Raw genomic sequence first — 25,763 nt, 5'->3', positions numbered from 1 at the left:
CAGGGGGCGCGGCCAGTCTGGTCGCGCCCCTTTTTCTTGCCCCGCGACCCCGATCAAAGCCCGAGCAAAGCCCGATCAAAGGATGTCTCAACCGTGAGCCCAACCGTCTTCGCCCCCTGGAACGACCCCGACGAAAAGCCGCTCATTCGCTTTAAGAATGTGACCAAGAAATTTGGTGAGTTCGTCGCCATCGACGATCTGTCTTTGGATATCTACGCACAGGAATTCTTTGCCCTGCTTGGGCCTTCGGGCTGTGGCAAGACGACGATGATGCGCATGTTGGCCGGGTTCGAAAGCCCCACCACCGGGCGCATTGAATTGACCGGGCAGGATATCGCCCCGGTGCCCCCGAACAAACGCGCGGTGAACATGATGTTCCAATCCTACGCGCTGTTTCCGCATCTCAGCATCTGGGACAACATCGCCTTCGGCCTGCGCCGCGACAAGATGGGGAAGGACGCCATCGCCGCCCGCGTGGCCGAGATGCTGAAGCTTACCCGGCTAGAGAAATTCGCCCGCCGCAAACCGCATCAGATTTCCGGCGGCCAACGGCAGCGTGTGGCGCTGGCGCGCTCGCTAGCCAAAGCGCCGAAGCTTCTGCTGCTTGATGAACCCTTGGGCGCGCTGGACAAGAAGCTGCGGCAAGACACCCAGTTCGAGCTGATGGACATCCAAGAATCCACCGGCACCACCTTCGTCATCGTGACCCACGACCAAGAAGAGGCGATGACCGTCGCCTCTCGCGTGGCGGTGATGGACGAGGGGCGTGTGATTCAGGTGGCCACCCCAGCCGAGATCTATGAGGCGCCGAATTCCGTCTATGTCGCTGACTTCATCGGTGACGTGAACATCATCGAAGCCAGCACCAAGGCCATTGGCCAAGATCAATATCATCTGAACTGGATCGACGGGCAGCCGCCGCTGACCGCCACCTCTGCCGCGCCGTTCAGCGAGGGACAGCAGGCCCATCTGGCGATCCGGCCCGAGAAAATCCGCATCTCGACCGAGCGGCCCGAGGATGCGCCCAATGCGCTACAGGGCAAAGTGCTCGACATCGCCTATCTGGGGAACCTCTCCACCTATCACGTCGAACTGCCCGGCGGCCAGGTGATCAAGGCGCAGACGGCCAACACTCGCCGCATCGCGCGCCGTGACATCACATGGGAAGACCCGGTCTGGATTTCATGGAGCGCCACCGCAGGCGTTTTGTTGGCGCAATGAACATGCGTCGTTTCGCCCTGATCGCGGTTCCGTACCTCTGGCTGTTGGCGCTGTTTCTGGTGCCTTTCCTTATCGTTTTCAAAATCTCCCTCTCCGATACGGCACTGGCGATCCCGCCCTATACGCCGACGATCAAGGACGGCATCAGCGCCCTGATCGCCCAGTTGGATTTCGAGAATTTTACCTTCCTCGCCTCCGACGATCTTTATTGGAAAGCCTACCTGAGCTCCCTGCGCATCGCCGTTGTATCGACCGCGCTGACGCTCTTGGTCGGCTATCCCATCGCCTACGGCATGGCCCGCGCCCCCGAAGAGTGGCGCGCCACATTGATGATGTTGGTGATCCTGCCGTTCTGGACCTCCTTCCTGATCCGCGTCTATGCGTGGATGGGCATTCTCAGCAACGAAGGGCTGCTGAACCAACTTTTGATGGGGTTGGGTCTAACGGCAGAGCCTTTACAGATCCTTAATACCAACACGGCAGTCTACATCGGCATCGTCTATACCTACCTGCCGTTCATGATCCTGCCCATCTACGCCGCGCTGGACCGCTTGGATGAATCCCTGAACGAGGCGGCGGAGGATCTCGGCTGCTCGCGTTTGCAAGCCTTCTGGCTGGTGACGATCCCGCTGTCGCGCAACGGCATTGTGGCGGGCAGCTTCCTTGTCTTCATCCCGGCCCTGGGTGAATTCGTGATCCCCTCGCTTTTGGGCGGGTCGGGCACGCTGATGATCGGCAAGGTGCTGTGGGAGGAGTTCTTTAACAACCGCGACTGGCCGGTGGCGAGCGCGGTGGCGGTGATCCTGCTGCTGATCCTGATCATCCCGATCATCCTCTTCCAGCGCAACCAGCAGAAACAGGCGGAGGCCGAACAATGAAGCGGATGACATGGTTCAACGTGACCTCGCTCACCTTGGGCTTCGCCTTTCTCTACCTGCCGATGATCATTCTGGTGATCTACAGTTTCAACGCCTCGAAACTGGTGACGGTCTGGGCCGGATTCTCGACCCGCTGGTATGGCGAGCTGTTGCAAAACGAAGCCTTCCTGAACGCCGCTTGGGTCACGCTGAAGGTCGCGGTGATCTCCTCCTCCATCGCCACGGTGCTGGGCACGATGGCGGCCTATGTGCTGGTGCGCAGCGGGCGGTTCATGGGGCGGACATTGTTCTCCGGCATGATCTACGCGCCGCTGGTGATGCCAGAGGTGATTACCGGTCTGTCGCTCCTCTTGCTCTTCATCGGCATCGGGCTGGACCGGGGCGTGCTGACCATCGTGCTGGCGCATACGACTTTTTCGATGTGCTATGTCTCGGTCGTCGTCTCCTCGCGGCTAGTGTCCTTCGACCGTTCGTTGGAGGAGGCCGCGCTCGACCTCGGTTCGTCCCCTTGGGAGGCCTTCCGCCTCGTGACCCTGCCGATCATCGCGCCTGCGGTGATCTCGGGCTGGCTTCTGGCCTTCACGCTCAGCCTCGATGATCTGGTCATCGCCTCCTTCACCGCCGGGCCATCGGCGACGACGCTGCCGATCAAGATCTTCAGCGCCGTGCGTTTGGGCGTCTCGCCCGAGATCAACGCGCTCTCGACGATCATGATCGCCATCGTGACCGTAGGGGTTATCACTGCATCGCTGGTCAGCAAACGCTCAAGCCTGCGCGCGCAGGAGGAGGCCCGCGCGGCGGAACGGCCCGCCGCATGAAGCGTATCTACGCGAATTTCGCCTATTCCGAAGCGCCGCGTGCGGGCTGCTGGTGGGACCAGACCCATGGCGCGCCGGAGCGTCCGGCGCTGCAAGGCGACGCGCAGGCCGATGTGGTGATCATCGGCGGCGGTTTTACCGGCCTCAATGCCGCGCTGCATCTGGCGCGGGCCGGGGTCGGGGCCACGGTGCTGGAGGCCGAGCGGGTGGGCTTTGGCGCTTCGGGCCGCAACGGGGGCTTTTGCTGCTTGGGCGGCGGGATGCTGGACGACGCGGCGCTTGACCGGAAATTCGGGCGGGCAGAGCGGCTTGGCTGGCGGCAGGCCGAGGTGGCGGCGATCCGACAGGTGGAGGATTTCATCGCCGCCCGCGGCATCAATGTTGATCGGCATTCTCGAGGGGAAACCCAGCTGGCCCACCGCCCGCGCGATTTCGAAGAGATGCGCGGCAGGCTGGAGTACTACGCGGAGAATTACGGCGTCACGGCCCGGTTGACCGAAAAGGCCGATCTGGCCGCCGAGGGGCTGAACGCAGGCTTCGAGGGCGCGATCACGGTGCCGATTGGCTTTGGCCTCAACCCCCGCAAATATGTGACCGACCTCGCACAGGCCGCGGAAGAGGCGGGGGCCGCGATCTATCACAACAGCCCGGCCACCGGGGTGACGGGGCGCGAGGGCGCGTTCGAGGTCACGACGCCGCAGGGCTGCATTCGGGCCGAGCGGGTGATCATTGCCACCAACGGCTATTCCTCCGAAGACCTGCCGCGATGGCTGGCCGCGCGCTACATGCCGACGCAATCCAGCGTGATCGTGACCCGCCCGATGACCGAGGCAGAGCTTTCCGCCCAAGGTTGGACCAGCCAACAGGCCTGCTATGACAGCCGCCATCTGCTGCATTACTTCCGGCTGATGCCTGACAATCGTATGTTGTTCGGCGTGCGCGGCGGGCTGATGTCCAACCCCAATTCCGAGCGGCGGGCGCTGGCCCGGGCCCGGGCGGATTTCGAGGCGATGTTCCCCGCGTGGCGTCATGTCGAAACGCCGCATGGCTGGTCGGGCATGGTCTGTATCGCGCGCAATCGCATGCCCTTCGTGGGGCAGGTGCCGGATCAGCCGGGGATCTTCGCAGGGCTGTGCTACCACGGCAATGGGGTGGCGATGGGCAGCTATTCCGGTGCGCTCTTGGCTGATCTGGTTCGCGGCATAACGCCCGAGCGGCCCTATCCCGCCCCCATGCGCGCCCCGCTTGCACGGTTCGAACTGGGCCGTTTTCGCCGGGCGGTCATGCCCTTTGCCTATGCAGGCTTCGCGCTGTCGGATCGCTGAGGCGGGCGGTCAGCCCTCTTCCCGCGCCGCGCGTGCCTTGGCCAGCGTGATCTGGCGCTGCCGTTCGCGGAACCGTTCCTTATCCTCTGCCGAGGTCTCATCCACACATTGATGACAGGACACCCCGGCCTCATAGGCGGGGTGCTGCGTATCCTCGGGCAGGATCGGGCGGCGGCAGCCGTGGCAAAGCATATGCGGCCCCTCGCGCAGCCCATGGCCGACGCTGACGCGGTTATCGAAGACGAAACAGTCGCCTTCCCATGTGCTTTCCTGCTCAGGCACCTCTTCAAGGTATTTTAGGATGCCGCCTTTGAGGTGGAAGACATCCTCGACCCCCTGACCGATCAGATAGTTGGTCGATTTCTCGCAACGGATGCCGCCGGTGCAGAACATCGCGATCTTCTTGTTGTGGAAGCGGTCTTTGTTCGCCTCCCACCACGCGGGGAATTCACCAAAGCTCTCGGTCTCGGGGTCGACCGCGCCTTCGAAGGTGCCAATAGCCACTTCGTAGCTGTTGCGCGTGTCGATCACCGCCACATCGGGGGAGCGGATTAATTCGTTCCAGTCTTTGGGGTCGACGTAATGGCCCACCTTGGCGCGGGGATCGACATCGGGCTGGCCCATCGTCACGATCTCGCGCTTGATGCGCACCTTCATCTTGCCGAAGGGCGGCTTGTCGCTGGGGGCCTCTTTCCACTCCAGATCCGCGCAGCCGGGCAGGGCGCGCAGATGGGCGATCACCGCGTCGATCCCGGCGCGCGGCCCGGCGATGGTGCCGTTCACCCCTTCGGGGGCCAGCAGCAGCGTGCCCATGACCGATTGCGCCTCGCAAAGCGCCAAAAGCGCGGGTTTGAGCGCGGCGGGATCGTCGAAGCGGGTGAAGTGATATAGGGCGGCGATGGTATACATGAGCGTCAAATAAGCGCTTCGGCGGCAAAGCTCAATCCGGCGCGTGCCATTGACCTACCCCATCCGCAGCCCTACCCCTTTTGGTAAGGAGAATGCCCATGACCCATGCCCTGATCGTGATCGACGTTCAAAATGATTTCTGCCCCGGCGGCGCGCTGGAAGTGCCGCAGGGCGATGAGATTCTGCGCGGCATCAACGCGCTGATGCCCGAGTTCGACGCCGTGGTGCTGACGCAGGACTGGCACCCGGCGGCGCATTCGTCTTTTGCCTCATCGCATAAGAACAACGGGCCTTACGAGGTCATCACCATGCCCTACGGCCCGCAGGTGCTTTGGCCCGATCACTGCATCCAGGGCAGCATTGGCGCGCAGTTCCACCCCGAGTTGCAAACCGACCGCGCCGATCTGATCATCCGCAAGGGCTACAACCCCGACATCGACAGCTATTCGGCGTTTTTCGAGAATGACCACCGTACGCCCACGGGGCTCGAAGGCTATTTGCGCACGCGCGGGATCGAGCGGCTGACCATGGTGGGGCTGGCGCTGGATTTCTGCGTAAACTTCTCGGCTGTGGACGCGGCAAAACTTGGGTTCAAGGTCGATGTGCGCGAAGACCTGTGCCGCGCGATTGATCTGGACGGATCGCTTGCCAAAGCCCGCGAAGGCATGCGCGCGGCGGGGGTGACGCTGGCCTGATTCCCCGCTTTCCCCTTGCCCATCTGCCCGACCCCTTGGCATGAAGGGGCATGCAATAAGGAACCTCCCATGGTCGACATCGCCACCCGCGTCTATAACCACAAGTGGAAGATCGACCCCATCGTGCGGTCGCTGATCGACACGGATTTCTACAAGCTCTTGATGTGTCAGTCGGTGTTTCGCAACAAGCCAGACACGCAGGTCACCTTTAGCCTGATCAACCGCTCCACCCATATCCCGCTGGCCAATCTGATCGACGAGGGGGAGTTACGCGAGCAGCTTGACCACATCCGCTCGCTCAGCCTCAGCCGGGGGGAGAGCACATGGCTGCGCGGGAATACCTTCTACGGAAAGCGCCAGATGTTCCGCCCCGATTTCATGGAGTGGTTCGAAGGCATGCGCCTGCCGCCCTATCATCTGGAGCGGAAGGGCGACCAATATGAACTGACCTTTGAGGGCAAATGGCACGAGGTCATGCTGTGGGAGATTCCCGCGCTGGCGGTGTTGATGGAGCTGCGCAGCCGCGCCGCGCTCGACCCGATGGGCAAGTTCGAGCTTCAGGTGCTTTACGCTCGCGCCATGACCCGCGTTTGGGAAAAGATCGAAGCACTGCGCGAGGTCGACAACCTTTCAATCGCGGATTTTGGCACCCGGCGGCGGCATTCCTACCTTTGGCAGGATTGGTGCGTGCAGGCGATGCATGAGGGGCTGGGCGATGCCTTTACCGGCACCTCCAACTGTCGCATCGCCATGATGCGCGAGCTTGAGGCGATTGGCACCAATGCCCATGAATTGCCCATGGTCTATGCCGCTTTGGCCGAGGATGACGCCGCCCTTGCCCGCGCGCCCTATGACGTGCTGTCGGATTGGCATGATGAGCATGAGGGCAATCTGCGGATCATCCTGCCCGATACCTACGGCACCAAGGGGTTTCTCGATCACGCGCCGGATTGGCTGGCGGGCTGGACCGGCATCCGCGTCGACAGCGGCGATCCGGCCACGGCGGCGCAGACGGCCATTGACTGGTGGCGCGCCCGCGGCGAGGACCCGACGACCAAGCGGGTGATCTTCAGCGATGGGCTGGATGTGGACAAGATCAAGGAGCTGCACGCGCAGTTTGCGGGCAAGGCCAAGGTCTCTTTCGGTTGGGGGACGTTGCTGACCAATGACTTCCGCGGGCTGGTGCCGAATGATGCGCTGGCGCCCTTTAGTTTGGTCTGCAAAGCGGTCAGCGCCAATGGGCGGCCCACGGTCAAACTCTCGGACAACCCGAACAAGGCGATGGGGCCGGCGGATGAAATCGCGCGTTACAAGCGTGTTTTCGGGGTCGGAGAGCAGGCCGCGCAGCAGGTGATCGTTTGACGGTCAGCCTTCGCCAAGGGCGGCCACGGGGAACTCCGCCGTGGCAATCAACCCTTCGGGCTGCCAATCGTAGTGCAGGGTGCCACCGACAGCGCGGGTCAAGGACTGGATGATCCGCGAGCCGCTGTTGCGCGGAGATTTGATGACCTCCGGCCCACCTGTTTCGCGCCAGACAAACCGCATGCGCGCAGGCTCCTGAAGGATGGTGATATCCAGCGATACCCGCCCGGTATCGGAACTGAGCGAGCCGTGTTTCACCGCATTCGTCGCCAGCTCGTGCAAGGCCAGCGTCAGGGGGGAAACGAGGCGGTGCGAGATCAGCGGATTCGCCCCGGTGAGGTTGATCTGATCCTCGGTGGCCGAGGTATAGGCCCGCATGATCGGCCCCATCAGCGTCTCGAAATCCACCTCATGCTGGTCGCTACGGCCAATCGTGTCGAAATGCGCCGCGCCCAAGGCGGCCAGCCGCTCGATCACCTTGTCGGCAAAGGCCGCCGGGGACGGCTCCTCACGAGCGGTCAGGCGGACCATGGCGGTCATGACGTTGACGATATTGCGTAGCCGGTGCAGCAATTCGTCATCGGCCAGTTGCCGGTGCTCCCGCTCCACCCGGCGGCGTTCGGAAACGTCGAGTTGCGAGCCGAAGAAATAGATCAGATTGCCGTCTTCGTCATTAATCGGCCCCAGTTGTAGGGCGTTCAGGAAGCGGCTGCCATCCTTGCGGTAGTTCACGATCTCAACCGTGTCGACCCGGCGCGCTAGTAGGATTTCGCGCACCGCATCGACGCTTTCGCGCGTGGTTTCCGGACCTTGCAGGAAACGGCAGTTCTGGCCCACGATCTCATCCAAGCCATAGCCGGTGAGATCGGTGAAAGCGTCATTCACATAGACGATGGGATTGTCCGGCAGGGTCGGGTCGGTGATGCACAGCGGCAGGCGGGCATAGCGCACGACCTTGCCTAGAACGTCTTCGGTCAGGGTCTGCCGAGCGGCGGAGACCGTGTTGTCGTTCATGAATTCCCGCCCCTTGATCGAAACTGGCCGTCAATGTGCCCTGCACGTGGCTTTTGGGTCAACCCGCATACTGGGGGTTGGGCCATATTTATCTACTAAATGCTGTATGCGCCATACGGTTCCGCGAGGTTCGATAAATGCGGCTTGTCAGGAAGGGCCTAAAATGCGTAATTGAGGGCGCTTGGTGTCCCGAAAAGCGCCTTTGAGTGTGGGACCGAAAAGGGAATTCAGTAAGGGGTCGCCCGACCCTGAAGCCGAAGCCGCCCCCGCGACTGTAAGCGGAAAGCCAATGCCCCTCGTGCCACTTGTCCTTTCGGACGGGGAAGGCGGGCAAAGGCCACGACCCGCGAGCCAGGAGACCTGCCAGGCAAATGAAACGCTAGATGCCGTCGGGTGTGACGGTAAGGAGATTGAAGATGACGACGATGATTAAGACCGCCGGTGCCACGCGCAGCAAACTCGTACCGGCGCTGTTTGCCGCCGTATTGGGTGTGGCTCTGATGGCGCTGACCGGCCATGTGCAGGCCGCAGCCCTGCATGATGCCGCCCATGACGTGCGCCACGCGACAGGCTTTCCCTGCCACTAAGCGCCGCGTTCGGTATCACTGGGGTCCGGGCTGCCATGCCGCAGTCCGGCAGTCTGTGATTCTGGCTTTCTTTCCATGCCCGCCTCTTGCCGTTTCGCCTGCGTCTGCCCTTCACCGTGTGGGTAGGGCTTTGGCGCATCCTAAGGCTGGCTGATGGCTCGGCCCGCTTTTGGCGCGGCGCCGGGTGTTATTTCGCATCCAAGGATCATTGCGATGTTTTCACGTTTTCTGACTTCCGCCCTGTTCGCCGGGGCCTCTGCCGGCCTGTTGACCGGCCTGCTGCAACTCTATTTCGTGCAGCCCGTGCTGCTTCATGCCGAGCTTTATGAGACCGGCGCGCTGGTGCATTTCGGGGCCGACCCCGTCAGCGCGCATCCCGATTTGCCCGGTTTCGATGCCGTCCGCGATGGGTTGAGCCTGATCTTCACCATGTTGACCTATACCGCCTATGCGCTGATCCTTCTGGCCGCGATGAGCCTTGGCGAAGAGCGCGGCGCGGTGATTGATGGCCGCTGGGGCATCCTTTGGGGTGTCGCCGGTTTCGTGGCCTTCCACCTCGCGCCGGGGTTCAGCCTTGCGCCCGAAGTGCCCGGCGTCGCTGCCGCAGACATCACCGCGCGGCAGATCTGGTGGTTTGCCACCGCAGCGGCAGCGCTGGTGGCGCTATGGCTGCTGGCCTTTGGCAAGGGGTGGGGCGCGTGGATCGGGGCGGCGGTTCTGCTGATGGCCCCCCATGTCATCGGCGCTCCCGAGCCCGAGAGCTTCAGCGGCCCGGTGCCGACCGAGATCGGCGCGCTTTTCGCCGCGCGTGCGCTTGGCATCGGCCTTGCAGCCTGGGTTCTGCTGGGCAGTTTCGCCGGGTTCTTTTGGCAACGTGAAGGCGCGCAGAGCGCCTGAGGGAGGTCGAGATGGACAGATCACTGGCGCTATTCGCCATTGGATTGGTCTTTGGCGGTGGCATTGGTTTTGCCATCGCCGCAAGCAACGGTGTGACCTTCGACGGCCATGACCACGACGACCCTGCCGCCCATGGCGGCGGCGGGCATGCGGCCATGGATCACGGTGGCGCCGATCACGCGCGCATGCATGGCCAGCCCATCGCTCTGGCCGCCGAAGAGGCCCCCAGCCTTGCCATCCGCGTGACCCCCGACCCGATGTCGGGCCATAACCTTTTCGTTGAGACCGAAGGCTTCGCCTTTGCCCCGCAGAACGCCAGCGGCGAAAATCAACCGGGCGAGGGCCATGCCCATGTCTATGTCAACGGTGCCAAGATCGGGCGGCTTTATGGCCCATGGCTGCATCTGGCCGATCTGCCCAAGGGGGAAGTCACGGTGGAGGTCACCCTCAACGCCAATGACCACCGCCCCTTGGCGGTGAACGGTGCGCCGATTACGGCCCGCGAGGTGCTGACGGTTGAATAATCGCGCCGCCTCCCCTTTTCATGGCGGGCCGGAGCGCATACCCGGCACGCATAACCCGATGGGACAAGATCAATGAGCGCAACCCTACATGTCTGCATGACCTGCCGCGCCGGTGAGGTGCTGGAGGAAGACGCCCCGCGCCCCGGCGCGCAGCTTCATGCCGCCCTTGACGCCGCAGGCGCGCCAGAGGGCGTGACCATCGTGCCGGTGCAATGTCTTTCCGCCTGTTCGCAAGGGGCCGCCGTGGCGCTCTCTGCGCCGGGCAAATGGTCCTATGTCTATGGCCGCTTGACCAAGGAAGACGCCGCCGACATCCTTGCCGGAGCCGCCGCCTATGCCGCCACCGAAGACGGGCTGGTGCCATGGCGCGAACGCCCGGTCATCTTTCGCAAGCAAAGCCTTGCGCGTATCCCCCCTTTGACCCTGCCGCAGGAGCCTACCGCATGAGCGATCTCGCCAAAATTCCCGTTACCGTCATCACCGGCTTTCTCGGCGCTGGTAAAACCACGCTCATCCGCCACCTGATGACCAATGCAGGCGGGCGTCGCCTTGCCGTTCTGGTCAATGAGTTTGGCACCGTGGGTGTGGACGGTGACATCCTGAAATCCTGCGCCATCGACGACTGCCCGGCGGAGAATATCGTCGAGCTGGCCAATGGCTGCATCTGCTGCACTGTGGCGGATGACTTTATCCCGACCATCGAAGCGCTGATGGCTCTGCCGACGCGCCCCGATCACATCCTGATCGAAACCTCTGGGCTGGCCCTGCCGAAACCGCTGCTTAAAGCCTTCGACTGGCCCGCGATCCGGTCCAAGATCACCGTCGACGGCGTCATCGCGCTGGCCGATGCCGAGGCCGTGGCCGCTGGCACTTTCGCCGCCGATGTCGCCGCCGTGGACGCGCAGCGTCTGGCCGATGACAGCCTCGACCACGAAACGCCGCTTTCCGAAGTGTTCGAAGATCAGATTTCCTGCGCCGATATCGTGCTGATGTCCAAAGCCGATCTCGCCGGTCCCGATGGCCTTGCCAAAGCCCGTAAGGTGATTGAAGAGGAAAGCCCGCGTGAGATTCCGATCCTTGAGATGACCGAAGGCGTGATCGACCCCAAGGTGGTGCTCGGCCTCAACGCTGCCGCCGAAGACGACCTCGCCGCGCGCCCTTCGCATCATGACGGCCATGACGATCACGAGCATGACGATTTCGAAACCGTGGTGATCCCGATGCCGGAAGTGTCGGATGTCGATGCGCTGGTGGCCTCGATCGAGCGGCTCGCGCGTGAGCAGAACATCCTGCGCGTGAAGGGCTATGTCGCTGTCGAGGGTAAACCGATGCGCCTGTTGGTGCAGGCTGTGGGCGCGCGGGTGCGTCAGCAGTTCGACCGCCCTTGGGGCAGCGACACGCGCGCCGGGCATCTGGTGGTGATCGCCGAGCATGACGACATCGACCTTGCCAAAATCCGCGAGACTTTGGGAGCCTGATCGCCCATGCATGTCGTCTTTCGCGAAAGCCACGGGTTGGAGGATACCGACACCCCCTATGATCCGGGGCAAACCCCCGCCGATCTGGTGGTGCTGTCGTTTTCCGACAGTGACCTCGGCGCTTTCGCGGCAGGCTGGCACCGCGGCGGCGGCAAGGAGGGGAAGCTGCCCTCGCTGCGGCTGTGCAACCTCGTGGCGCTGCGGCACCCGGCCTCGGTCGACAACTACATCGAACAGACGCTGACCGGGGCCAAGGGCATTCTGATCCGCCTCATCGGGGGGGAGAATTACTGGCCCTACGGCATCATGCAGGTCCAAGACTTCGCCCGCCGCCATGATATCGCGCTGGCCGTCTTGCCCGCCGATGGGCGCGAGGATCCGGGGCTCGACGCGCATTCGACTTTGCCGGTTTCCACGCTGCGCCGTCTTGCGCATCTCTGCGACGCGGGCGGGCCGGTGGCGGCGCAGGCCGCGCTGGCACAGATGGCGCTGGCGGCGGGCTTTTACGCCGGGCCGGTCATGGGCACGAAAACGGTGCCCGACTGCGGCTATTACGACCCCGATCAGGGCGTGGTGCCTTTTGCCGACGTGGCAGGGGATACCGTCGCGGTCACCTTCTACCGCAGCTATCTTCTGGCCGCCGATACCGCGCCCGTCGATGCGCTGATCCGCGCGTTGCGGGCGGCGGGGCTGAACGCGATCGGGCTTTTCGTGCCCTCGCTTAAATCCGATCCCGCGCGGGGCTTTCTGGGTGATGCGCTGTCGGCGATGAAACCCGTGGCCATCGTCAACGCCACCGCCTTTTCGGGGCGCGGGGATGATGGCACCTCCCCGCTCGACGCGCCGGGCTGCCCGGTGTTTCAGGTGGCCCTCTCCACCGCCCGGCGGCGGGATTGGGACGAGAGCGAGCGCGGCCTTTCCCCCGCCGATCTGGCGATGCATGTGGTCTTGCCCGAGGTCGATGGCCGCATCTTCGGTGGCGTCGTCAGTTTCAAGAGCCCCGGAAAGCGCGACCCCGATCTGCAATACTCCCGCTTTGCCCACCGCGCCGAAGAGGCGCGGATCGAGGCTGTCGTCGCCCGCGTGATGGGGTGGCAGCGGCTGGCCCAAACCCCTGCGGACACGCGCAAACTGGCGCTGGTGCTCTCGACCTATCCGGGGCGGGACGATCAACTGGCCCATGCCGTCGGCCTTGATGCGCTGGCCAGCGTCGAAGACATGTTGATGCGGCTGGCGGGTGAGGGCTATGGCGTCACGCCGCAGATCGGCTTTGGCCGCAGCCTGACCGAGCAGCGCATCACTTGGCCGTTGGCTGACTACCGTGCCGCTCTGGCCAGCCTGCCGCAGGCGCTGCGCGATGACCTCGCGCAGGCATGGGGGCAGGCTGAGGATGACCCGCTGGCTCAGGACGGCGCCTTTCACTTCGCGGCGCAAACCTGCGGCAACGCGCTGGTCGCGCTGCAACCCGAACGGGGCGATCTGCAAGACCGCGAAGACAGCTATCACGACCTCGCCCGCACGCCGCGGCATTCCTATGTGGCCTTCTACCTCTGGCTGCGGGCGCAGGGGCATCATGCGCTGGTGCATATCGGCGCGCACGGCACGCTGGAGTGGCTGCCGGGCAAGGCGGTGGCCCTCTCGGGCGATTGCTGGCCCGAGGCGCTGACCGGTGATCTGCCGGTGATCTACCCCTTCATCGTTAACGATCCGGGGGAGGCGGCACAGGCCAAGCGGCGCATCGGGGCGGTGACGCTCGGCCATCTGCCGCCCCCGCTGAAAGACAGTGAAACACCCGATGGGCTGTTGCGGCTGGAACGGCTGCTGGATGAATATTCCACCGCCGATGGGCTTGACCCCGCGCGCCGCGACCGGCTGGTCGACACGATCCGCGCCGAGGCGCAGGCGGCGGGGGTGGAAGATGACCTCGGCCTCGACGCCGCCAGTTCCTCGGCCGAGGCGCTAACCCGGATCGACGCCTTCGTCTGCGACATTAAGGAAAGCCAATACGGCGATGGCCTGCACGTCTTCGGCGCGGGGGCGGGCGAATGGGACGGGCTGCTGACCGCACTGGCGGGGCGGCGCGTGACCTCCGGGCCCTCTGGCTCGCCCTATCGCGGGCGGTCGGATGTGCTGCCCACGGGGCGCAACCTCTATGCCGTCGATCCGCGCGGGGTGCCCAGCCGGGCCGCCCATGCGCAGGGGGTGAAACTGGCCGAGGAACTGCTCAGGCGGCATCTGCAAGACAATGGCGACTGGCCGCGCGGGCTGGTGATCGACCTTTGGGGCTCGGCCACCATGCGCACGGCGGGCGAAGAGGTCGCCATGGCGATGCATCTCGCCGGGATCGCGCCGAAATGGGATGAGGGCAGTGAGCGGGTGTCGGGTTTCGAGGTGATCCCGCTGACCCTGCTGGACCGTCCGCGCATCGACGTGACCCTGCGCATCTCGGGCCTGTTCCGCGATGTCTTTCCCGGCCTCGCGCAGCTTTTCGAAGCCGGGGCGGCGGCATTGACCGAGCGCGAAGAAGCGCCGGATATGAACCCCTATCTCACCCGCACCCCCCGTGTCTTTGGCCCCAAGCCGGGCCTTTACGGCGTGAATATGGAAGCGGCCTTGCAAGACTATTCCGACGCGGGTCGCGCCGCAGCGGGTGAGGCGTGGCTCGCGGGGTCAGAATGGGCGATCAACGCCCAAGGGGAGGCGCATCAGGACCGCGCCGCGTTGGAGGCGCAGTTGCACCGCGCCGATGGTTTCGCCCATGTGCAGGACTTGGCCGAAAGCGATATCCTGCTGGCCTCGGACTATGCCAGCCACGAAGGCGGCTTTGCCGCCGCGATGGCGCATCTGGGCGCGCAGAAACCGGCGATGTACCATCTTGACCACACCCGCGCAGGCAGCCCGCGCGCGCGCTCCATGCCCGAAGAGATCGCCCGCGTCGTCCGCGCCCGTGCGGCCAATCCCGGCTGGGCCAGCGGCATGATGCGCCACGGTTTCCGCGGCGCGGCAGAGGTGGCAGCGACACTCGACAACCTTGCTGCCTTTGCGCATCTGACGCGCGAGGTGCCTGCGCATCTCTTCGACCTCTATTTCGACGCCACACTGGGGCGCGAAGATCTCGTGGCCTTCATGGAGGCCGAGAACCCCGCCGCCTTGCAAACCATGCGCGACCGTTTCGCAGCGCTGCGCGAGTCCGGCCTATGGCTGACCCGCCGCAACTCGATCTCGGCCACATTGGACGGGGTGACGTGAGCGCGGCCCCGGCGATCAAGGGCTGGTGCCCCGGTGCGTTGCGCCCGATGCTCTCGGGCGATGGGCTGGTGGTGCGCCTGCGGGTGCCGCAGGGGCGGTTGACCCCGGCCCAAGCCCGCGGCGTGGCGGGGCTGGCCACGCGCTATGGCAACGGGATGCTCGACCTGTCGAACCGGGGCAATCTGCAACTGCGCGGCGTCGATCCCGCGCGGCATGAAGGGCTGAACGAGGCGCTGCGCGCGCTGGCGCTGATCGATGTGGATGAGCGGACGGAGCGACGGCGCAACATCATGGTCAGCCCCTTTTGGCAGGCGGGCGATGATACCGAATTCCTGAGCCATGCCCTCTCATCCGCCGCGCAGGCCCATGCGCTGCCGGATGTCTCCGCCAAATTCGGCTATGCGGTCGACGCAGGGCCGCAGCCGGTGTTGCACGCCGATCCCGCCGACATCCGGTTCGAGCGCTCGGCGGAGGGGCAACTGCTGCTCTGCATTGAAGGGGCAACGCGGGGCAAGCCCGTGACCCGTGCGACTGCAGTGGCCGATGCCATCGTGCTGGCCGAATGGGTGCGCGCGCAGGGGGTGACCCGCGCCGCGCGCGCCACGGCCACGGGGGCGCCGCTTCCCGCCGGTTTTGACTGCCCGCGTCAGACAGGGCAGGGCACACCCGCCCCCGGCCTCTACCCAGCCGGGGCGCTTGTCGCCTGTGCTTTTGGGCAGATGGAGGCCGAGACGCTTGCCGCGCTCGCCGAGCTTGCCCCGCTGCGCCTGACCCCGTGGCGGCGGCTGCTGATCGAAGGTGCCCCGCGCCTGCCTGGTCTGGCCGGTCTCATCACCGCCGCCGATGACCCGCTGTTGCGCGTCGTTGCCTGTATCGGCGCGCCGGGCTGTGCACAGGGCCGGGGTGAGACGCGCGGGCTGGCCCGGCGCCTTGCCGCCGTGGTGCCGAAGGGGCAACGCCTGCATGTCTCGGGCTGCGCCAAGGGCTGCGCCGCGCCGCGCGCTACCGACCTCACCCTGACCGCCACCGCGCCAGAGCGCTATGACCTCATCCACGATGGCCGCGCCGATGCCATCCCTGATCTGCGCGGGCTGACCCCCGCCGCCATCGCCTCTCACCTTAGAAAGTCCGCCGATGCCCCATAGCTATATCACCGACGGTGCCGAGATTTACCGCCAGTCCTTTGCCACCATCCGCGCCGAAGCGGCGCTGGCGCGTTTCACCCCGGAGGAAGAGATCGTCGCCGTGCGCATGATCCATGCCGCGGGTATGGTCGGGCTGGAGGAGCACATCCGCTTTTCCGAAGGCATGGCCGTGGCCGCGCGGGCGGCACTGGAGGACGGCGCACCGATCCTCTGCGACGCCTATATGGTCAGCGAAGGCATCACCCGCAAACGCCTACCGCGCGAGAATGAGGTGATCTGCACACTGCGCGACCCTTCGGTGCCAGCACTGGCCGCGAAGATGAGCAACACACGCTCTGCCGCCGCGCTGGAACTGTGGCGGCCCCATCTGCAAGGTGCTGTGGTGGCCATCGGCAATGCGCCCACGGCGCTGTTTCACCTGCTCAACATGCTCGAAGACCCCGATTGCCCGCGCCCGGCGGCGATCATCGGCTGCCCGGTGGGCTTCATCGGCGCGGCGGAATCGAAAGAGGCTTTGATGCAGGACCTGCCGGTGCCCTCGATGATCGTGCAGGGGCGTTTGGGCGGCTCGGCGATCACCGTGGCGGCGGTGAACGCCTTGGCCAGCAGGGTGGAATGACGATGGGCAAGGTAATCTGCGCGGGCCTTGGCCCCGGCGACCCCGAACTGATGAGTGTGAAATCCGACCGTGCCATTCGCGGTGCGCGGCATCTGGCCTATTTTCGCAAGAAAGGCCGCGCGGGCCAAGCACGCCGCATCGTTGAAGGGATGCTGCGCGACGACGTCATCGAATATGCGATGGAATATCCCGTCACCACCGAGTTGCGCTTTGATTCGCCCGAGTATCGCGCCCAGATGGTCGCCTTTTACGAGGAATGGGCCGACCGGCTAGAAGCCTTGGCCCAGGATCATGAGGTCGTCGTGCTCTGCGAGGGTGATCCCTTCTTCTACGGCTCCTTCATGCATCTGCACACGCGGCTTCAGGGCCGCGCCGAGGTTGAGGTGCTGCCCGCGATCCCCGGCATGGTGGGCTGCTGGAACGCGCTCGATACGCCCTTCACTTGGGGCGACGACGTGGTCACCGTCTTGATGGGCACGCTGCCCGAGGCCGAGTTGACCGACCACATGAAACGCGCCGATGCGCTGGTGGTGATGAAGACGGGCCGCAACCTGCCGACCGTGCGCCGCGCGCTGGCGGCGGCGGGCAAGTTGGAGGACGCTTGGCTGGTCGAACGCGGCACCATGCCCGACCAGCGGGTGGCAAGGCTTTCTGACGTGGCGGATGACGACTGCCCCTATTTCGCGATCGTCTTGGTTCATGGCCAAGGCCGCAGACCGGAGGCGGAGTCATGAGCGGCATTCTCTATATCGCGGGCCTCGGCCCCGGCGACGACGCGCTGGTGACGCCCGAGGTGACCGAGGCGCTGGCGCAGGCCACCGATGTCATCGGCTATATCCCTTACGTCGCCCGCGTCGCCCCGCGCGACGGGCTGACTCTCCACCCCAGCGACAACCGGGTGGAGTTGGACCGCGCGACCCATGCGCTGCAACTGGCGCAGGCAGGTGCCCGGGTGGTGGTGGTCTCTTCGGGTGATCCGGGCGTCTTTGCCATGGCCTCAGCCGTGTTCGAAGCGGTGGAGCGGGATCCGGCGTTTGAAGGCGTCGACGTCCGCGTGCTGCCCGGTATCACGGCGATGCTGGCGGCGGCGGCGCGGCTTGGGGCACCTTTGGGTCATGATTTCTGCGCGATCAACCTCAGCGACAACCTCAAGCCCTGGGCGATGGTGGAGCACCGTTTGCGGATGGCGGCCCGGGCGGATTTCGCCATGGCTTTCTACAACCCCCGCAGCAAATCCCGCCCGCACCAATTCGCCGAGGCGTTGGACATCCTGCGCACCGAATGCGGGCCGGACCGGCTGATCACCTTCGCCCGCGCCGTGACCACGCCGGAAGAGGCGTTCAACACCGTCACATTGGGCGAGGCGACGCCCGAGATGGCGGATATGCGCACCGTGGTGATCGTCGGCAATTCCGCGACGCGGCGGGTCGGGCGCTATGTCTATACGCCGCGCAGCGCGGTATGATGTAACCAATGCATCACTTCGGTCACATCATTGGCGGCCACTTCGCCCGGCAGTTTCGGCCGCTCGGCCAAGATCACCGGCAGGCCAAGGCTGCGGGCGGCATCCAGCTTGGCCCGCGCGCCAGCGCCTCCGGCGTTCTTGGCGACCACATGGGTGATCGCATGGGTCTGCATCAGCGCGGTATCCCCGGCCACGTCGAAAGGCCCGCGCGCCAGCACGACCGTCGCCCGCGGCAGCGGCAGCGGGTCGCGCGGCGGATCGACGAGGCGCAGGAGGTAGCGGTGCTGCGGTTTCGCAGCGAAAAGCGCCAGTTGTTGTTTGCCGATGGCCAGAAACACCCGCGCCGGGCTGTCGGGCAGGGCCGCGGGCAGCGCGGTGACGTCGGGCACGAAGGTCCAGTCGTCACCCTCCTGCGCCTCCCAAGCGGGGCGCTCGAACCGCACGAGCGGCAGGTCTTGCCGGGCGCAGGCGACGAAGGCATTGTTGCTCATCCCCGCGGCAAAGGGATGGGTGGCGTCGACGACATGGGTGATCGCTTCGGCTTTGAGATAGGACACCAGCCCCGCCACGCCCCCGAAGCCGCCTACGCGGGTGGGCAGGGGCTGGGCCACGGGGCTGTCTGTGCGCCCGGCATAGGAAAACACCGCGTCGATCCCGGCTTTGGCCAAGGCGCTGGCCAAGGCGCTGGCTTCGGTGGTGCCACCCAAAAGAAGGACGCGCATAATGGGTGACCCCTGGCTCAGCATCATCGGAATGCCCGACGATAGCGCGGATGCCTTGCCCCCGGCAAGTCGCGCGGCGCTGGCAGAGGCCGAGGTGATCTTTGGCGGGCCGCGGCATCTGGAGCGGGCAGGCGCAGGTGCGCGCGGTCGGGTTTGGCCCGTGCCCTTCTCTGTCGAGCCGGTGTTGGCCGAGCGTGGCAAGCGCGTCGTGATGCTGGTGTCGGGCGATCCCTTCTGGTTCGGCGCGGGCCGCAGCATCGTCGGCGCGTTGCAGCCCAACGAATGGCACAGCCTGCCCGCGCCCTCGACCTTCTCGCTGGTGGCCAATGCGCTTGGCTGGCGGTTGGAGGAGATTACCTGCCATGGGCTTCACGCCGCACCGCTGGCGCAGTTGCGCGGTGCCCTGCGTCCCAAGGGGCGGATGATCTGCCTGCTGCGCGATGGGAAAGCCCCTGCGGCGCTGGCGGAGTTTCTTTGCACACAGGGCGCAGGCGCGGCCAGGCTGCATGTGGCCGAACGGCTGGGCGGCCCCGACGCGCGGGTGCGGGCGGTGCAGGCGGATGGCTTCGATCTGACGGATGTGCAAGCGCCGGTGGCGGTCGGGGTGGAATTGCCCAAGGGCATCGGCCTGCCGCGCACCCCCGGCCTGTCGGATGACCATTTTGCCAGCGACGGCCAAATCACCAAGGCGCCGGTGCGGGCGCTGACGCTGTCGGCCCTCGCCCCTCGGCCCGGCGAGTTGCTGTGGGACATCGGCGCGGGGAGCGGCTCGGTCTCGGTCGAGTTCTGTCTTGCCGGTGGACGCGCCATCGCCTTTGAGCAGCACGCCGCGCGGGTCGAGAATATCACCCGCAATATCGAAGATTTCGGCCTGAACGCGCGTATGCAAACAATTCATGGCCGCGCGCCAGAGGTCTGGGCGGGGCAGTCTCTGCCTGACGTGGTCTTTGTCGGCGGCGGCGGGAACGCGGCGCTTTACGATGCCCTCTTGCCTGCGCTACCAGCGGGCACGCGGCTGGTCGCCAACGGTGTGACGCTGGAAACCGAAGCGCTTTTGGCGCAGTTGCAAGCGGAGCATGGCGGTAACCTGTTGCGGATCGAACTGGCGCAGGCCGCACCTTTGGGCCGGATGCGCGGCTGGCAGCCGCTGCGGCCCGTGGTACAATGGAGCGTGACACTATGAGGATGGCCGGGATCGGATTTCGGGGCGCGGCAAGCGTGGCGTCATTGCGCGACGCGCTGGAGCGGGCCAACCCCGATGGCACCAAGATCGACGCGTTGGTGACCGAAGCCGCCAAGGCCCGCGCCACCGTCTTCCGCGAATTCGCGCAAGAGTTGGGCGTGCCGGGGCTTGGCATCACCACCGAAGACTTGGCCCGCATGATAACCCCCACGCAATCGGCTCGGATCGAAGACCGTTTCGGCACCGGCTCCCTGTCCGAGGCCGCGGCATTGGCCGCCGCCGGACCGGGGGCGGTATTGGTTGCCGAACGCGTCGTTTCGGGCGATGCCATGGCCACTGCGGCGATTGCCGAGAGGAAAGGATAGATACCGTGACTGTACATTTCATCGGGGCCGGGCCGGGGGCGGCGGATCTCATCACCCTGCGCGGACGCGACCTGATCGCGGCCTGCCCGGTCTGCCTCTATGCCGGGTCGCTGGTGCCCGAGGCGTTGCTGAGCCACTGCCCCGAAGGGGCGCGGATCGTCAATACCGCACGGCTGTCGCTGGATGACATCATAGAGGAAATCGCCGCCGCCGATGCCGCAGGTCATGACGTGGCGCGCCTGCATTCGGGCGACCTGTCGGTCTGGTCGGCGATGGGCGAACAGCTGCGCCGCTTGCGCGAGATGGGCATCGCCTATGACGTGACGCCGGGGGTGCCATCCTTTGCAGCCGCTGCCGCGGAACTGGGGGCCGAGCTGACCCTGCCGGGCGTGGCGCAATCGGTGATCCTGACCCGCACCTCGGGCCGCGCCACGGCGATGCCCGAAGGCGAGACGCTGGCCAATTTCGCCCGCACCGGGGCGACGCTGGCCATCCATCTGTCGGTGCATGTGCTCGATAAAGTCGTCGAAGAACTGACCCCGCATTACGGTGCCGATTGCCCCGTCGCCGTGGTCTGGCGTGCAAGCTGGCCCGATCAGCGCATCGTCAAAGCGACGCTTGCGACCCTGCGCACCGAAGTGGGCGAGGAAATGGCCCGCACCGCGCTGATCCTCGTGGGCCATGCCATCGGGGCCGAGGATTTCGGCGAGAGCCGCCTTTACGCCGCCGATTATGACCGCCGCTTCCGCCCCGTCGGGGCCGAGCCGCGCTTTCCGGAGACCTCCTCATGATCCCGCCCGGCCTGCTGATCTCCGCCCCGGCCTCCGGCACCGGCAAGACAACCTTGATGCTGGGGCTGCTGGCTGCGCTGCGCGCCGAAGGTGTCGCGGTGCAGCCGTTCAAAAGCGGCCCCGATTACATCGATCCAGCCTTTCACACGGCGGCCTCGGGCCGGGCGTCTTTCAACCTCGACAGTTGGTCGATGGACCGCGCGCGGATCGAAGGGCTGGTCGGCAATGCCGATGGGGCCGAATTGATCCTCGGCGAAGGGTCGATGGGACTGTTTGACGGGGTGGCCAAACCGGGGGCCTGCGGCAATGGCGCCAGCGCCGATGTCGCGGCGCTGATGGGCTGGCCGGTGGTGCTGGTGCTCGACGTATCGGGTGCGGCGCAATCGGTGGCGGCCACGGCGCTCGGCTTTCGCGAGATGCGGCCCGATGTGGAACTGGCGGGCGTGGTGTTGAACCGCGTCGCCTCCCCCCGGCATGAGACGCTGGTGCGCGCGGGGATGGAGGCTGTCGGGATCAAAGTCTTCGGCGCGCTGCCGCGCCGGGTGGAGATCGAAATGCCCGAGCGTCACCTCGGGCTGGTGCAGGCCGGAGAGCAGGAAAACCTGCCCGATCTGTTGGGGCAGGCGGCGGCATTCGTCGCGGCCCATGTTGATGTCCCCGCCCTGCGGGACGCCGCGCGGGGCACGTTGCAGAACCCACCCGCACCGGCGCAGATCAACCCGCCCGGGCAGCGCATCGCGCTGGCGCAGGACAACGCTTTCGCTTTTGTCTATCCGCATCTTTTGGCCGGATGGCGCGCGGCGGGGGCAGAGGTTCTGCCCTTCTCCCCGCTCGCCGATGAAGCGCCGGACGACAGTGCCGATTGCTGCTGGCTCCCCGGTGGCTACCCTGAACTCCACGCCGGCAGGCTCGCCGCCGCCGCGCAATTCCGCGACGGGCTGCGCGCCTTTGCCGAGACCCGCCCCGTGCACGGCGAATGCGGGGGCTATATGGCGATGGGCGCGGGCCTCATCGACAAAGAGGGCGCCCGGCACGAGATGGCGGGGCTTTTGGGGCTGGAGACCTCTTTCGCCAAACGCAAGATGCATCTGGGCTACCGTCAAGCCGATCTCAACGCGCCGATCCCCGGCCATTCGGCACGGGCCGAATTGCGCGGACATGAGTTCCACTATGCCACGATCCTTGCAGAGCCGGATGCCCCGCTGGCCCGGATCACCGACGCCAATGATCTTGAAGTGCCCGAGACCGGCTCGGTCCGCGATTTCGCTGGGGGTGGGCGTGCCACGGGCACCTTCTTTCACATGATCGCGGCGCTGTGATGGGGGGCTTTGTTTCCTTCGTCTCCTCCGGCCCGGGCGACCCGGAGCTCTTGACCGTCAAGGCCGTGGCGCGGTTGCAGGCGGCCGATGTGGTGCTCTTCGATGACCTCAGCGCAGGCCCGATTTTAGAGCACGCGCGGCCCGATGCGGACCTGATCGGGGTTGGCAAACGGGCCGGGCGCGCCTCGCCCAAGCAAGACCATGTAAGCCGCGTTCTGGTCGATCATGCGGAAGCCGGGCTGAAGGTCGTGCGGTTGAAATCCGGCGACAGCGGCATGTTCGGACGGCTGGAGGAAGAGATCATCGCCCTGCGCGCGGCGGATATCCCTTTCGAGATCGTGCCGGGCGTGACCGCCGCCTCTGCCGCCGCCGCCACCGCAGGCATCCCGCTGACCCGCCGCATGACGGCGCGGCGCGTGCAATTCATCACCGGCGCGGATGTGACCGGCGAATTGCCGCGCGACGTGAACATGGCCGCCTTGGCCGATCCAATGGCGACCACCGTGGTCTATATGGGCAAACGCACCTTTGCGGGCCTTGCTGCGCGCTTGATCGAACACGGGCTGCCAGGCCACACGCCCGCGCTGCTGGCCGAGGCGGTCTCGACCCCGGCGGAGAAGGTGCAGCGCTTTACCATTGAAACTTTGGCACGCCATCTGGAAAGCACCAGCAGCACCACGCCCGCGCTGATCTTTTACGGACCATTGGCCGAGTTCGAGACGTGAAAGCGTTTGTCTGCACCTCTTGCACCGCCGACGGCGGCTTTCTGGATGTGGTCCGCGCGGGTCTGTCCGAGGTGGAGGTCGAAGGCATCGACTGTATGTCAGGCTGCACGCGGGCGCAGACGGTGGCGTTTCGCGCGCCAGGCAAGGTGGCCTATCTGTTTGGAGAGATCACCGAGGCGGATATGGATGACCTGTGCCGTTTCGTGACCCTCTACCGCGCGTCGCCGGATGGCAAATTCCCCGATGCGCGGGTGCTCGGTGGGCTGCGTTTGAAGGCGATCGCGAGGATACCGGGATGACTGATCTGGAACTGACATTGATCGGCATCGGCACCGGCAACCCTGAGCATCTGACGCTACAGGCGATCCGGGCGATGAACGCGCAAGACCTGATCTTGATCCCGCAAAAGGGCGCGGGCAAGGACGATTTGGCAGGGCTACGGCGCAGTATCTGCGACGAGGTGCTGACCAATGAGGCGGTGCAGATCGTCGGCTTCGACCTACCCGTGCGTGACCCCGCGATTGGGGAGTATCGCGCCCGCGTCGACCAGTGGCATGACGCGATCGCGGATGCCTGGCGCGCGGCAATGGCGCAGCATCCAACGGCGCGGCGGGTGGCGCTGCTGGTTTGGGGGGATCCGTCGCTCTATGACAGCACCCTGCGGATTGCCGCGCGGCTAGAGCCTGCACCCCGTATGACGGTAATCCCCGGCATCACCTCGCTGCAAGGGCTGACAGCGTCTCATGCGATCCCGCTGAATGAAATCGGTGCTCCCTTCTTGGTGACCACCGGGCGGCAGCTGCGCGACCACGGTTGGCCCGAAGGGGTCGATACGCTGGTGATCATGCTGGATGGTGACTGTGCTTTTCAGACGCTGGACCCAGCGGGTGTGGAGATCTGGTGGGGGGCCTATGTCGGCATGGCCGAAGAGATCATCCGTCATGGCCCGCTGGCTGACGTCACCGAAGACATTATCGCAACACGCGCGGCGGCGCGGGCGGCGCATGGCTGGATCATGGACATCTATCTGCTGCGGCGGAGTTAAGGCTCAGGTATTCGGGTCAACCTTGCCGCGCATCGCTTTGACCTCGCCGCGCACCTTTTTGGCCTTAAGACGGCGTTTCTTTGAGCCAAGCGTCGGGCGGGTCGCGATGCGGCGTTTGGGCGGGGTCAGGGCGGTGCGGATCAGCTCGGCCAGCCGCTCGCGCACCAATTCGCGATTGCGGGCCTGACTGCGGGTTTCGTCACATTGCAACACCAGCGCGCCTTCGGTGGTCCAGCGGCGCCCGGCCAGACGGCGCAGGCGGTTCTTGACCGGCTGCGGCAGCGATGGCGAGGTGGCGGCCTCGAACCGCAATTCCACCGCCGAAGAGACCTTGTTCACATTCTGCCCACCGGGACCGGAGGCGCGCATGAAGCTTTCCGTCAGCTCCCAATCCTGAATGGCGATGTCATCGTTGATGTGCAGCATGGGCTCTCCTTGCCCCCGCAACATGCCAGCCCGCGCCATAAGGGTGAAGGGGGAATGCGAAATGGGCCGCCCCTTGCGGAGCGGCCCAATCGAATGGTTTCAGGAGGGGGATCGGTTAGACCGCCGTCCACCAGGTGGTTGCATTGCCAGGGGCTGCCCTAGCAGGAAACCCCGCTGGCTGTTCCGACACCTCGCTCCAATACCTTTCTTGACACTGGATCACCTCCTTTACATTTGTTGAACTCACCCTGAGCGTTGCACAGGTTTTGAAATTCGCAAAGCGTTTTTTTTGAAGGGGCGCGGCGGCAGGGGGTGGCCCCCTGCGCCAGTATCACGCGCGGGCGGTCAGCCGTGCGGTCAGGAGCCGGAAGGGGATCAGCGCGATGAGCGCGATGGCCAGTTTCACCGACCAATCCGCCACGGCGAGCGAGACCCAAAGCGGCGCGAGCGGGCCGGCGCCCAACAGTGGCAAAGCCTCGGTCGCCCAAGCGACATCGGTCGCGGGGTGGATGAACGACAGGCTGGCCGAGAACGCGATGGAGAAAAACAGCGCCGTGTCGATCGCGCTGCTGATCAGCGTGCTGATCAAAGGCGCGCGCCACCATGCGCCATCGCGAAAACGGTTAAAGATCGTCACATCCAACAGCTGCGCCACGAGGAAGGCAGAGCCCGAGGCGATCGCGATGCGGACCGTCACCAGCGGGCCGAATTCGCCCATGATCTGTGTCCCAATCAGCGAGCAGATCAACCCGACGACAAACCCTACCAACACGACCCGGCGCGCAGCGGAGGCACCGTAGAGGCGGTTCATCACATCGGTGACAAGGAAGGCCAGCGGATAGGTGAAAGCCCCCCAAGTCAGCCATTGGCCGAATAGAAACTGAACAAGGATATTCGAGGCCACGACGATGGCGGCCATGGCGAGAATGCCGGGGAGATAGGTGCGTGTCATATGTGGACCGTTTTGTGCAAGGGTGCGGCGACTTGGCCTGCGGGGATCG

Annotated in this window: 28 protein-coding genes and 1 riboswitch; of the genes, 23 read left to right on the top strand and 5 right to left on the bottom strand. The window is 65.3% G+C overall.

What is annotated here, in order from left to right; genetic code table 11:
- Positions 1-93 precede the first annotated feature (93 nt).
- Genes ACGYLD_RS05475 through ACGYLD_RS05460 form a run of 4 tightly spaced genes read left to right on the top strand, consistent with a single transcriptional unit; the run spans position 94 to position 4,242 of the window.
- The gene (locus tag ACGYLD_RS05475; RefSeq protein ID WP_271692574.1) at positions 94-1,221 is read left to right on the top strand and encodes an ABC transporter ATP-binding protein; all 1,128 of its coding nucleotides are present in this window, start codon (positions 94-96) and stop codon (positions 1,219-1,221) included.
- A 2-nt stretch (positions 1,222-1,223) separates the two neighbouring features.
- Positions 1,224-2,099: an ABC transporter permease subunit gene (locus ACGYLD_RS05470; RefSeq protein WP_067265718.1), complete on the top strand. Its 876-nt coding sequence runs from the start codon at positions 1,224-1,226 to the stop codon at positions 2,097-2,099.
- A complete protein-coding gene (locus ACGYLD_RS05465; RefSeq protein WP_271692573.1) occupies positions 2,096-2,917 on the top strand; it encodes an ABC transporter permease in 822 nt (273 codons plus the stop codon). The genes ACGYLD_RS05470 and ACGYLD_RS05465 overlap by 4 nt, the downstream gene beginning before the upstream one ends.
- Positions 2,914-4,242: an FAD-binding oxidoreductase gene (locus ACGYLD_RS05460; RefSeq protein WP_271692572.1), complete on the top strand. Its 1,329-nt coding sequence runs from the start codon at positions 2,914-2,916 to the stop codon at positions 4,240-4,242. The genes ACGYLD_RS05465 and ACGYLD_RS05460 overlap by 4 nt, the downstream gene beginning before the upstream one ends.
- 9 nt (positions 4,243-4,251) lie before the next feature.
- Here the strand turns inward: ACGYLD_RS05460 and ACGYLD_RS05455 are convergent, their stop codons facing one another.
- The gene (locus ACGYLD_RS05455; RefSeq protein WP_271692571.1) at positions 4,252-5,151 is read right to left on the bottom strand and encodes a rhodanese-related sulfurtransferase; all 900 of its coding nucleotides are present in this window, start codon (positions 5,149-5,151) and stop codon (positions 4,252-4,254) included.
- Between the two features lie 98 nt (positions 5,152-5,249).
- On the opposite strand from ACGYLD_RS05455, the gene pncA reads away from it, so the two are divergent.
- Both pncA and pncB read left to right on the top strand, forming a co-directional pair.
- Positions 5,250-5,846 carry a bifunctional nicotinamidase/pyrazinamidase gene (gene pncA, locus ACGYLD_RS05450; RefSeq protein ID WP_271692570.1) on the top strand — a complete coding sequence of 199 codons (597 nt, stop codon included), beginning with the start codon at positions 5,250-5,252 and terminating at the stop codon, positions 5,844-5,846.
- Between the two features lie 69 nt (positions 5,847-5,915).
- Complete coding sequence (gene pncB / locus ACGYLD_RS05445; RefSeq protein ID WP_394401557.1) at positions 5,916-7,208, top strand: nicotinate phosphoribosyltransferase; 1,293 nt, start codon at positions 5,916-5,918, stop codon at positions 7,206-7,208.
- Positions 7,209-7,211: 3 nt separating this feature from the next.
- Here pncB and ACGYLD_RS05440 read toward each other — a convergent pair whose 3' ends face one another.
- Positions 7,212-8,222, bottom strand: coding sequence for a PAS domain-containing protein (locus ACGYLD_RS05440; RefSeq protein WP_271692569.1), 1,011 nt, complete (start codon positions 8,220-8,222; stop codon positions 7,212-7,214).
- Between the two features lie 165 nt (positions 8,223-8,387).
- Positions 8,388-8,605: riboswitch (cobalamin riboswitch) on the top strand.
- Between the two features lie 33 nt (positions 8,606-8,638).
- On the opposite strand from ACGYLD_RS05440, the gene ACGYLD_RS05435 reads away from it, so the two are divergent.
- The 10 genes from ACGYLD_RS05435 to cobJ all read left to right on the top strand — a co-directional run bounded on the left by ACGYLD_RS05435 (position 8,639) and on the right by cobJ (position 18,186).
- Positions 8,639-8,809 carry a CbtB-domain containing protein gene (locus tag ACGYLD_RS05435; protein ID WP_082849519.1) on the top strand — a complete coding sequence of 57 codons (171 nt, stop codon included), beginning with the start codon at positions 8,639-8,641 and terminating at the stop codon, positions 8,807-8,809.
- 213 nt (positions 8,810-9,022) lie between these two features.
- Entirely contained in the window at positions 9,023-9,706 is a 684-nt protein-coding gene (locus tag ACGYLD_RS05430) for a CbtA family protein (protein WP_394401554.1), read from the top strand.
- Positions 9,707-9,717: 11 nt separating this feature from the next.
- Positions 9,718-10,230, top strand: a complete 513-nt coding sequence (locus ACGYLD_RS05425) for a hypothetical protein (protein WP_394401551.1) — start codon at positions 9,718-9,720, stop codon at positions 10,228-10,230.
- 72 nt (positions 10,231-10,302) lie between these two features.
- A complete protein-coding gene (locus ACGYLD_RS05420) occupies positions 10,303-10,677 on the top strand; it encodes a DUF1636 domain-containing protein (RefSeq protein ID WP_271692566.1) in 375 nt (124 codons plus the stop codon).
- Complete coding sequence (gene cobW, locus ACGYLD_RS05415; protein ID WP_271688495.1) at positions 10,674-11,708, top strand: cobalamin biosynthesis protein CobW; 1,035 nt, start codon at positions 10,674-10,676, stop codon at positions 11,706-11,708. The genes ACGYLD_RS05420 and cobW overlap by 4 nt, the downstream gene beginning before the upstream one ends.
- 6 nt (positions 11,709-11,714) lie before the next feature.
- Positions 11,715-14,957: a cobaltochelatase subunit CobN gene (cobN, locus tag ACGYLD_RS05410; protein ID WP_271692565.1), complete on the top strand. Its 3,243-nt coding sequence runs from the start codon at positions 11,715-11,717 to the stop codon at positions 14,955-14,957.
- Positions 14,906-16,102 (top strand): precorrin-3B synthase, encoded by a 1,197-nt coding sequence (gene cobG / locus ACGYLD_RS05405; protein WP_271692563.1) that lies wholly within the window; start codon positions 14,906-14,908, stop codon positions 16,100-16,102. The genes cobN and cobG overlap by 52 nt, the downstream gene beginning before the upstream one ends.
- Positions 16,092-16,721 (top strand): precorrin-8X methylmutase, encoded by a 630-nt coding sequence (locus tag ACGYLD_RS05400; protein ID WP_067265689.1) that lies wholly within the window; start codon positions 16,092-16,094, stop codon positions 16,719-16,721. Before cobG ends, ACGYLD_RS05400 begins: the two co-directional genes overlap by 11 nt.
- A 2-nt stretch (positions 16,722-16,723) precedes the next feature.
- Positions 16,724-17,455, top strand: a complete 732-nt coding sequence (cobI, locus tag ACGYLD_RS05395) for a precorrin-2 C(20)-methyltransferase (protein ID WP_271693865.1) — start codon at positions 16,724-16,726, stop codon at positions 17,453-17,455.
- On the top strand, positions 17,452-18,186 hold the full coding sequence (cobJ, locus tag ACGYLD_RS05390; protein ID WP_271692562.1) for a precorrin-3B C(17)-methyltransferase: 735 nt from the start codon (positions 17,452-17,454) through the stop codon (positions 18,184-18,186). The genes cobI and cobJ overlap by 4 nt, the downstream gene beginning before the upstream one ends.
- Here cobJ and ACGYLD_RS05385 read toward each other — a convergent pair.
- Positions 18,162-18,911, bottom strand: coding sequence for a cobalt-precorrin-6A reductase (locus tag ACGYLD_RS05385; RefSeq protein ID WP_271693864.1), 750 nt, complete (start codon positions 18,909-18,911; stop codon positions 18,162-18,164). The two genes, cobJ and ACGYLD_RS05385, sit on opposite strands and share 25 nt — an antisense overlap.
- On the opposite strand from ACGYLD_RS05385, the gene cbiE reads away from it, so the two are divergent.
- From cbiE to cobF, 7 genes are read left to right on the top strand one after another with little or no spacing between them, the layout of a single operon-like run.
- Positions 18,910-20,091, top strand: a complete 1,182-nt coding sequence (gene cbiE, locus ACGYLD_RS05380; protein WP_271692561.1) for a precorrin-6y C5,15-methyltransferase (decarboxylating) subunit CbiE — start codon at positions 18,910-18,912, stop codon at positions 20,089-20,091. The two genes, ACGYLD_RS05385 and cbiE, sit on opposite strands and share 2 nt — an antisense overlap.
- The gene (locus tag ACGYLD_RS05375; protein WP_271688487.1) at positions 20,088-20,456 is read left to right on the top strand and encodes a cobalamin biosynthesis protein; all 369 of its coding nucleotides are present in this window, start codon (positions 20,088-20,090) and stop codon (positions 20,454-20,456) included. The genes cbiE and ACGYLD_RS05375 overlap by 4 nt, the downstream gene beginning before the upstream one ends.
- A 5-nt stretch (positions 20,457-20,461) precedes the next feature.
- Entirely contained in the window at positions 20,462-21,247 is a 786-nt protein-coding gene (cobM, locus tag ACGYLD_RS05370) for a precorrin-4 C(11)-methyltransferase (RefSeq protein WP_271692560.1), read from the top strand.
- On the top strand, positions 21,244-22,566 hold the full coding sequence (locus ACGYLD_RS05365) for a cobyrinate a,c-diamide synthase (protein WP_271692559.1): 1,323 nt from the start codon (positions 21,244-21,246) through the stop codon (positions 22,564-22,566). The genes cobM and ACGYLD_RS05365 overlap by 4 nt, the downstream gene beginning before the upstream one ends.
- On the top strand, positions 22,566-23,291 hold the full coding sequence (gene cobA, locus ACGYLD_RS05360; RefSeq protein ID WP_271692558.1) for a uroporphyrinogen-III C-methyltransferase: 726 nt from the start codon (positions 22,566-22,568) through the stop codon (positions 23,289-23,291). Before ACGYLD_RS05365 ends, cobA begins: the two co-directional genes overlap by 1 nt.
- Positions 23,288-23,590 carry a DUF1636 domain-containing protein gene (locus tag ACGYLD_RS05355; protein WP_271692557.1) on the top strand — a complete coding sequence of 101 codons (303 nt, stop codon included), beginning with the start codon at positions 23,288-23,290 and terminating at the stop codon, positions 23,588-23,590. Before cobA ends, ACGYLD_RS05355 begins: the two co-directional genes overlap by 4 nt.
- Complete coding sequence (cobF, locus tag ACGYLD_RS05350; protein ID WP_394401542.1) at positions 23,587-24,336, top strand: precorrin-6A synthase (deacetylating); 750 nt, start codon at positions 23,587-23,589, stop codon at positions 24,334-24,336. The genes ACGYLD_RS05355 and cobF overlap by 4 nt, the downstream gene beginning before the upstream one ends.
- A 3-nt stretch (positions 24,337-24,339) precedes the next feature.
- Here the strand turns inward: cobF and arfB are convergent, their stop codons facing one another.
- Positions 24,340-24,762, bottom strand: coding sequence for an alternative ribosome rescue aminoacyl-tRNA hydrolase ArfB (gene arfB, locus ACGYLD_RS05345; protein ID WP_394401539.1), 423 nt, complete (start codon positions 24,760-24,762; stop codon positions 24,340-24,342).
- A 331-nt stretch (positions 24,763-25,093) separates the two neighbouring features.
- On the bottom strand, positions 25,094-25,714 hold the full coding sequence (locus ACGYLD_RS05340; protein WP_322344567.1) for a queuosine precursor transporter: 621 nt from the start codon (positions 25,712-25,714) through the stop codon (positions 25,094-25,096).
- Positions 25,715-25,763 lie beyond the last annotated feature (49 nt).

The organism is Sulfitobacter sp. 1A12056, from assembly GCF_043558125.1.
GTDB lineage: Bacteria > Pseudomonadota > Alphaproteobacteria > Rhodobacterales > Rhodobacteraceae > Sulfitobacter > Sulfitobacter faviae.
This window is presented reverse-complemented; position numbering and strand designations above follow the sequence as displayed.

Excerpts from the sequence above, each read along its gene's own strand:
- ACGYLD_RS05470 (WP_067265718.1), top strand. The coding sequence starts at position 1,224 with ATGCGTCGTTTCGCCCTGATCGCGGTTCCGTACCTCTGGCTGTTGGCG.
- ACGYLD_RS05465 (WP_271692573.1), top strand. The coding sequence starts at position 2,096 with ATGAAGCGGATGACATGGTTCAACGTGACCTCGCTCACCTTGGGCTTC.
- ACGYLD_RS05460 (WP_271692572.1), top strand. The coding sequence starts at position 2,914 with ATGAAGCGTATCTACGCGAATTTCGCCTATTCCGAAGCGCCGCGTGCG.
- ACGYLD_RS05455 (WP_271692571.1), bottom strand. The coding sequence starts at position 5,151 with ATGTATACCATCGCCGCCCTATATCACTTCACCCGCTTCGACGATCCC.
- pncA (WP_271692570.1), top strand. The coding sequence starts at position 5,250 with ATGACCCATGCCCTGATCGTGATCGACGTTCAAAATGATTTCTGCCCC.
- pncB (WP_394401557.1), top strand. The coding sequence starts at position 5,916 with ATGGTCGACATCGCCACCCGCGTCTATAACCACAAGTGGAAGATCGAC.
- ACGYLD_RS05440 (WP_271692569.1), bottom strand. The coding sequence starts at position 8,222 with ATGAACGACAACACGGTCTCCGCCGCTCGGCAGACCCTGACCGAAGAC.
- ACGYLD_RS05435 (WP_082849519.1), top strand. The coding sequence starts at position 8,639 with ATGACGACGATGATTAAGACCGCCGGTGCCACGCGCAGCAAACTCGTA.
- ACGYLD_RS05430 (WP_394401554.1), top strand. The coding sequence starts at position 9,023 with ATGTTTTCACGTTTTCTGACTTCCGCCCTGTTCGCCGGGGCCTCTGCC.
- ACGYLD_RS05425 (WP_394401551.1), top strand. The coding sequence starts at position 9,718 with ATGGACAGATCACTGGCGCTATTCGCCATTGGATTGGTCTTTGGCGGT.
- ACGYLD_RS05420 (WP_271692566.1), top strand. The coding sequence starts at position 10,303 with ATGAGCGCAACCCTACATGTCTGCATGACCTGCCGCGCCGGTGAGGTG.
- cobW (WP_271688495.1), top strand. The coding sequence starts at position 10,674 with ATGAGCGATCTCGCCAAAATTCCCGTTACCGTCATCACCGGCTTTCTC.
- cobN (WP_271692565.1), top strand. The coding sequence starts at position 11,715 with ATGCATGTCGTCTTTCGCGAAAGCCACGGGTTGGAGGATACCGACACC.
- cobG (WP_271692563.1), top strand. The coding sequence starts at position 14,906 with ATGGCTGACCCGCCGCAACTCGATCTCGGCCACATTGGACGGGGTGAC.
- ACGYLD_RS05400 (WP_067265689.1), top strand. The coding sequence starts at position 16,092 with ATGCCCCATAGCTATATCACCGACGGTGCCGAGATTTACCGCCAGTCC.
- cobI (WP_271693865.1), top strand. The coding sequence starts at position 16,724 with ATGGGCAAGGTAATCTGCGCGGGCCTTGGCCCCGGCGACCCCGAACTG.
- cobJ (WP_271692562.1), top strand. The coding sequence starts at position 17,452 with ATGAGCGGCATTCTCTATATCGCGGGCCTCGGCCCCGGCGACGACGCG.
- cbiE (WP_271692561.1), top strand. The coding sequence starts at position 18,910 with ATGGGTGACCCCTGGCTCAGCATCATCGGAATGCCCGACGATAGCGCG.
- ACGYLD_RS05375 (WP_271688487.1), top strand. The coding sequence starts at position 20,088 with ATGAGGATGGCCGGGATCGGATTTCGGGGCGCGGCAAGCGTGGCGTCA.
- ACGYLD_RS05365 (WP_271692559.1), top strand. The coding sequence starts at position 21,244 with ATGATCCCGCCCGGCCTGCTGATCTCCGCCCCGGCCTCCGGCACCGGC.
- cobA (WP_271692558.1), top strand. The coding sequence starts at position 22,566 with ATGGGGGGCTTTGTTTCCTTCGTCTCCTCCGGCCCGGGCGACCCGGAG.
- cobF (WP_394401542.1), top strand. The coding sequence starts at position 23,587 with ATGACTGATCTGGAACTGACATTGATCGGCATCGGCACCGGCAACCCT.
- arfB (WP_394401539.1), bottom strand. The coding sequence starts at position 24,762 with ATGCTGCACATCAACGATGACATCGCCATTCAGGATTGGGAGCTGACG.
- ACGYLD_RS05340 (WP_322344567.1), bottom strand. The coding sequence starts at position 25,714 with ATGACACGCACCTATCTCCCCGGCATTCTCGCCATGGCCGCCATCGTC.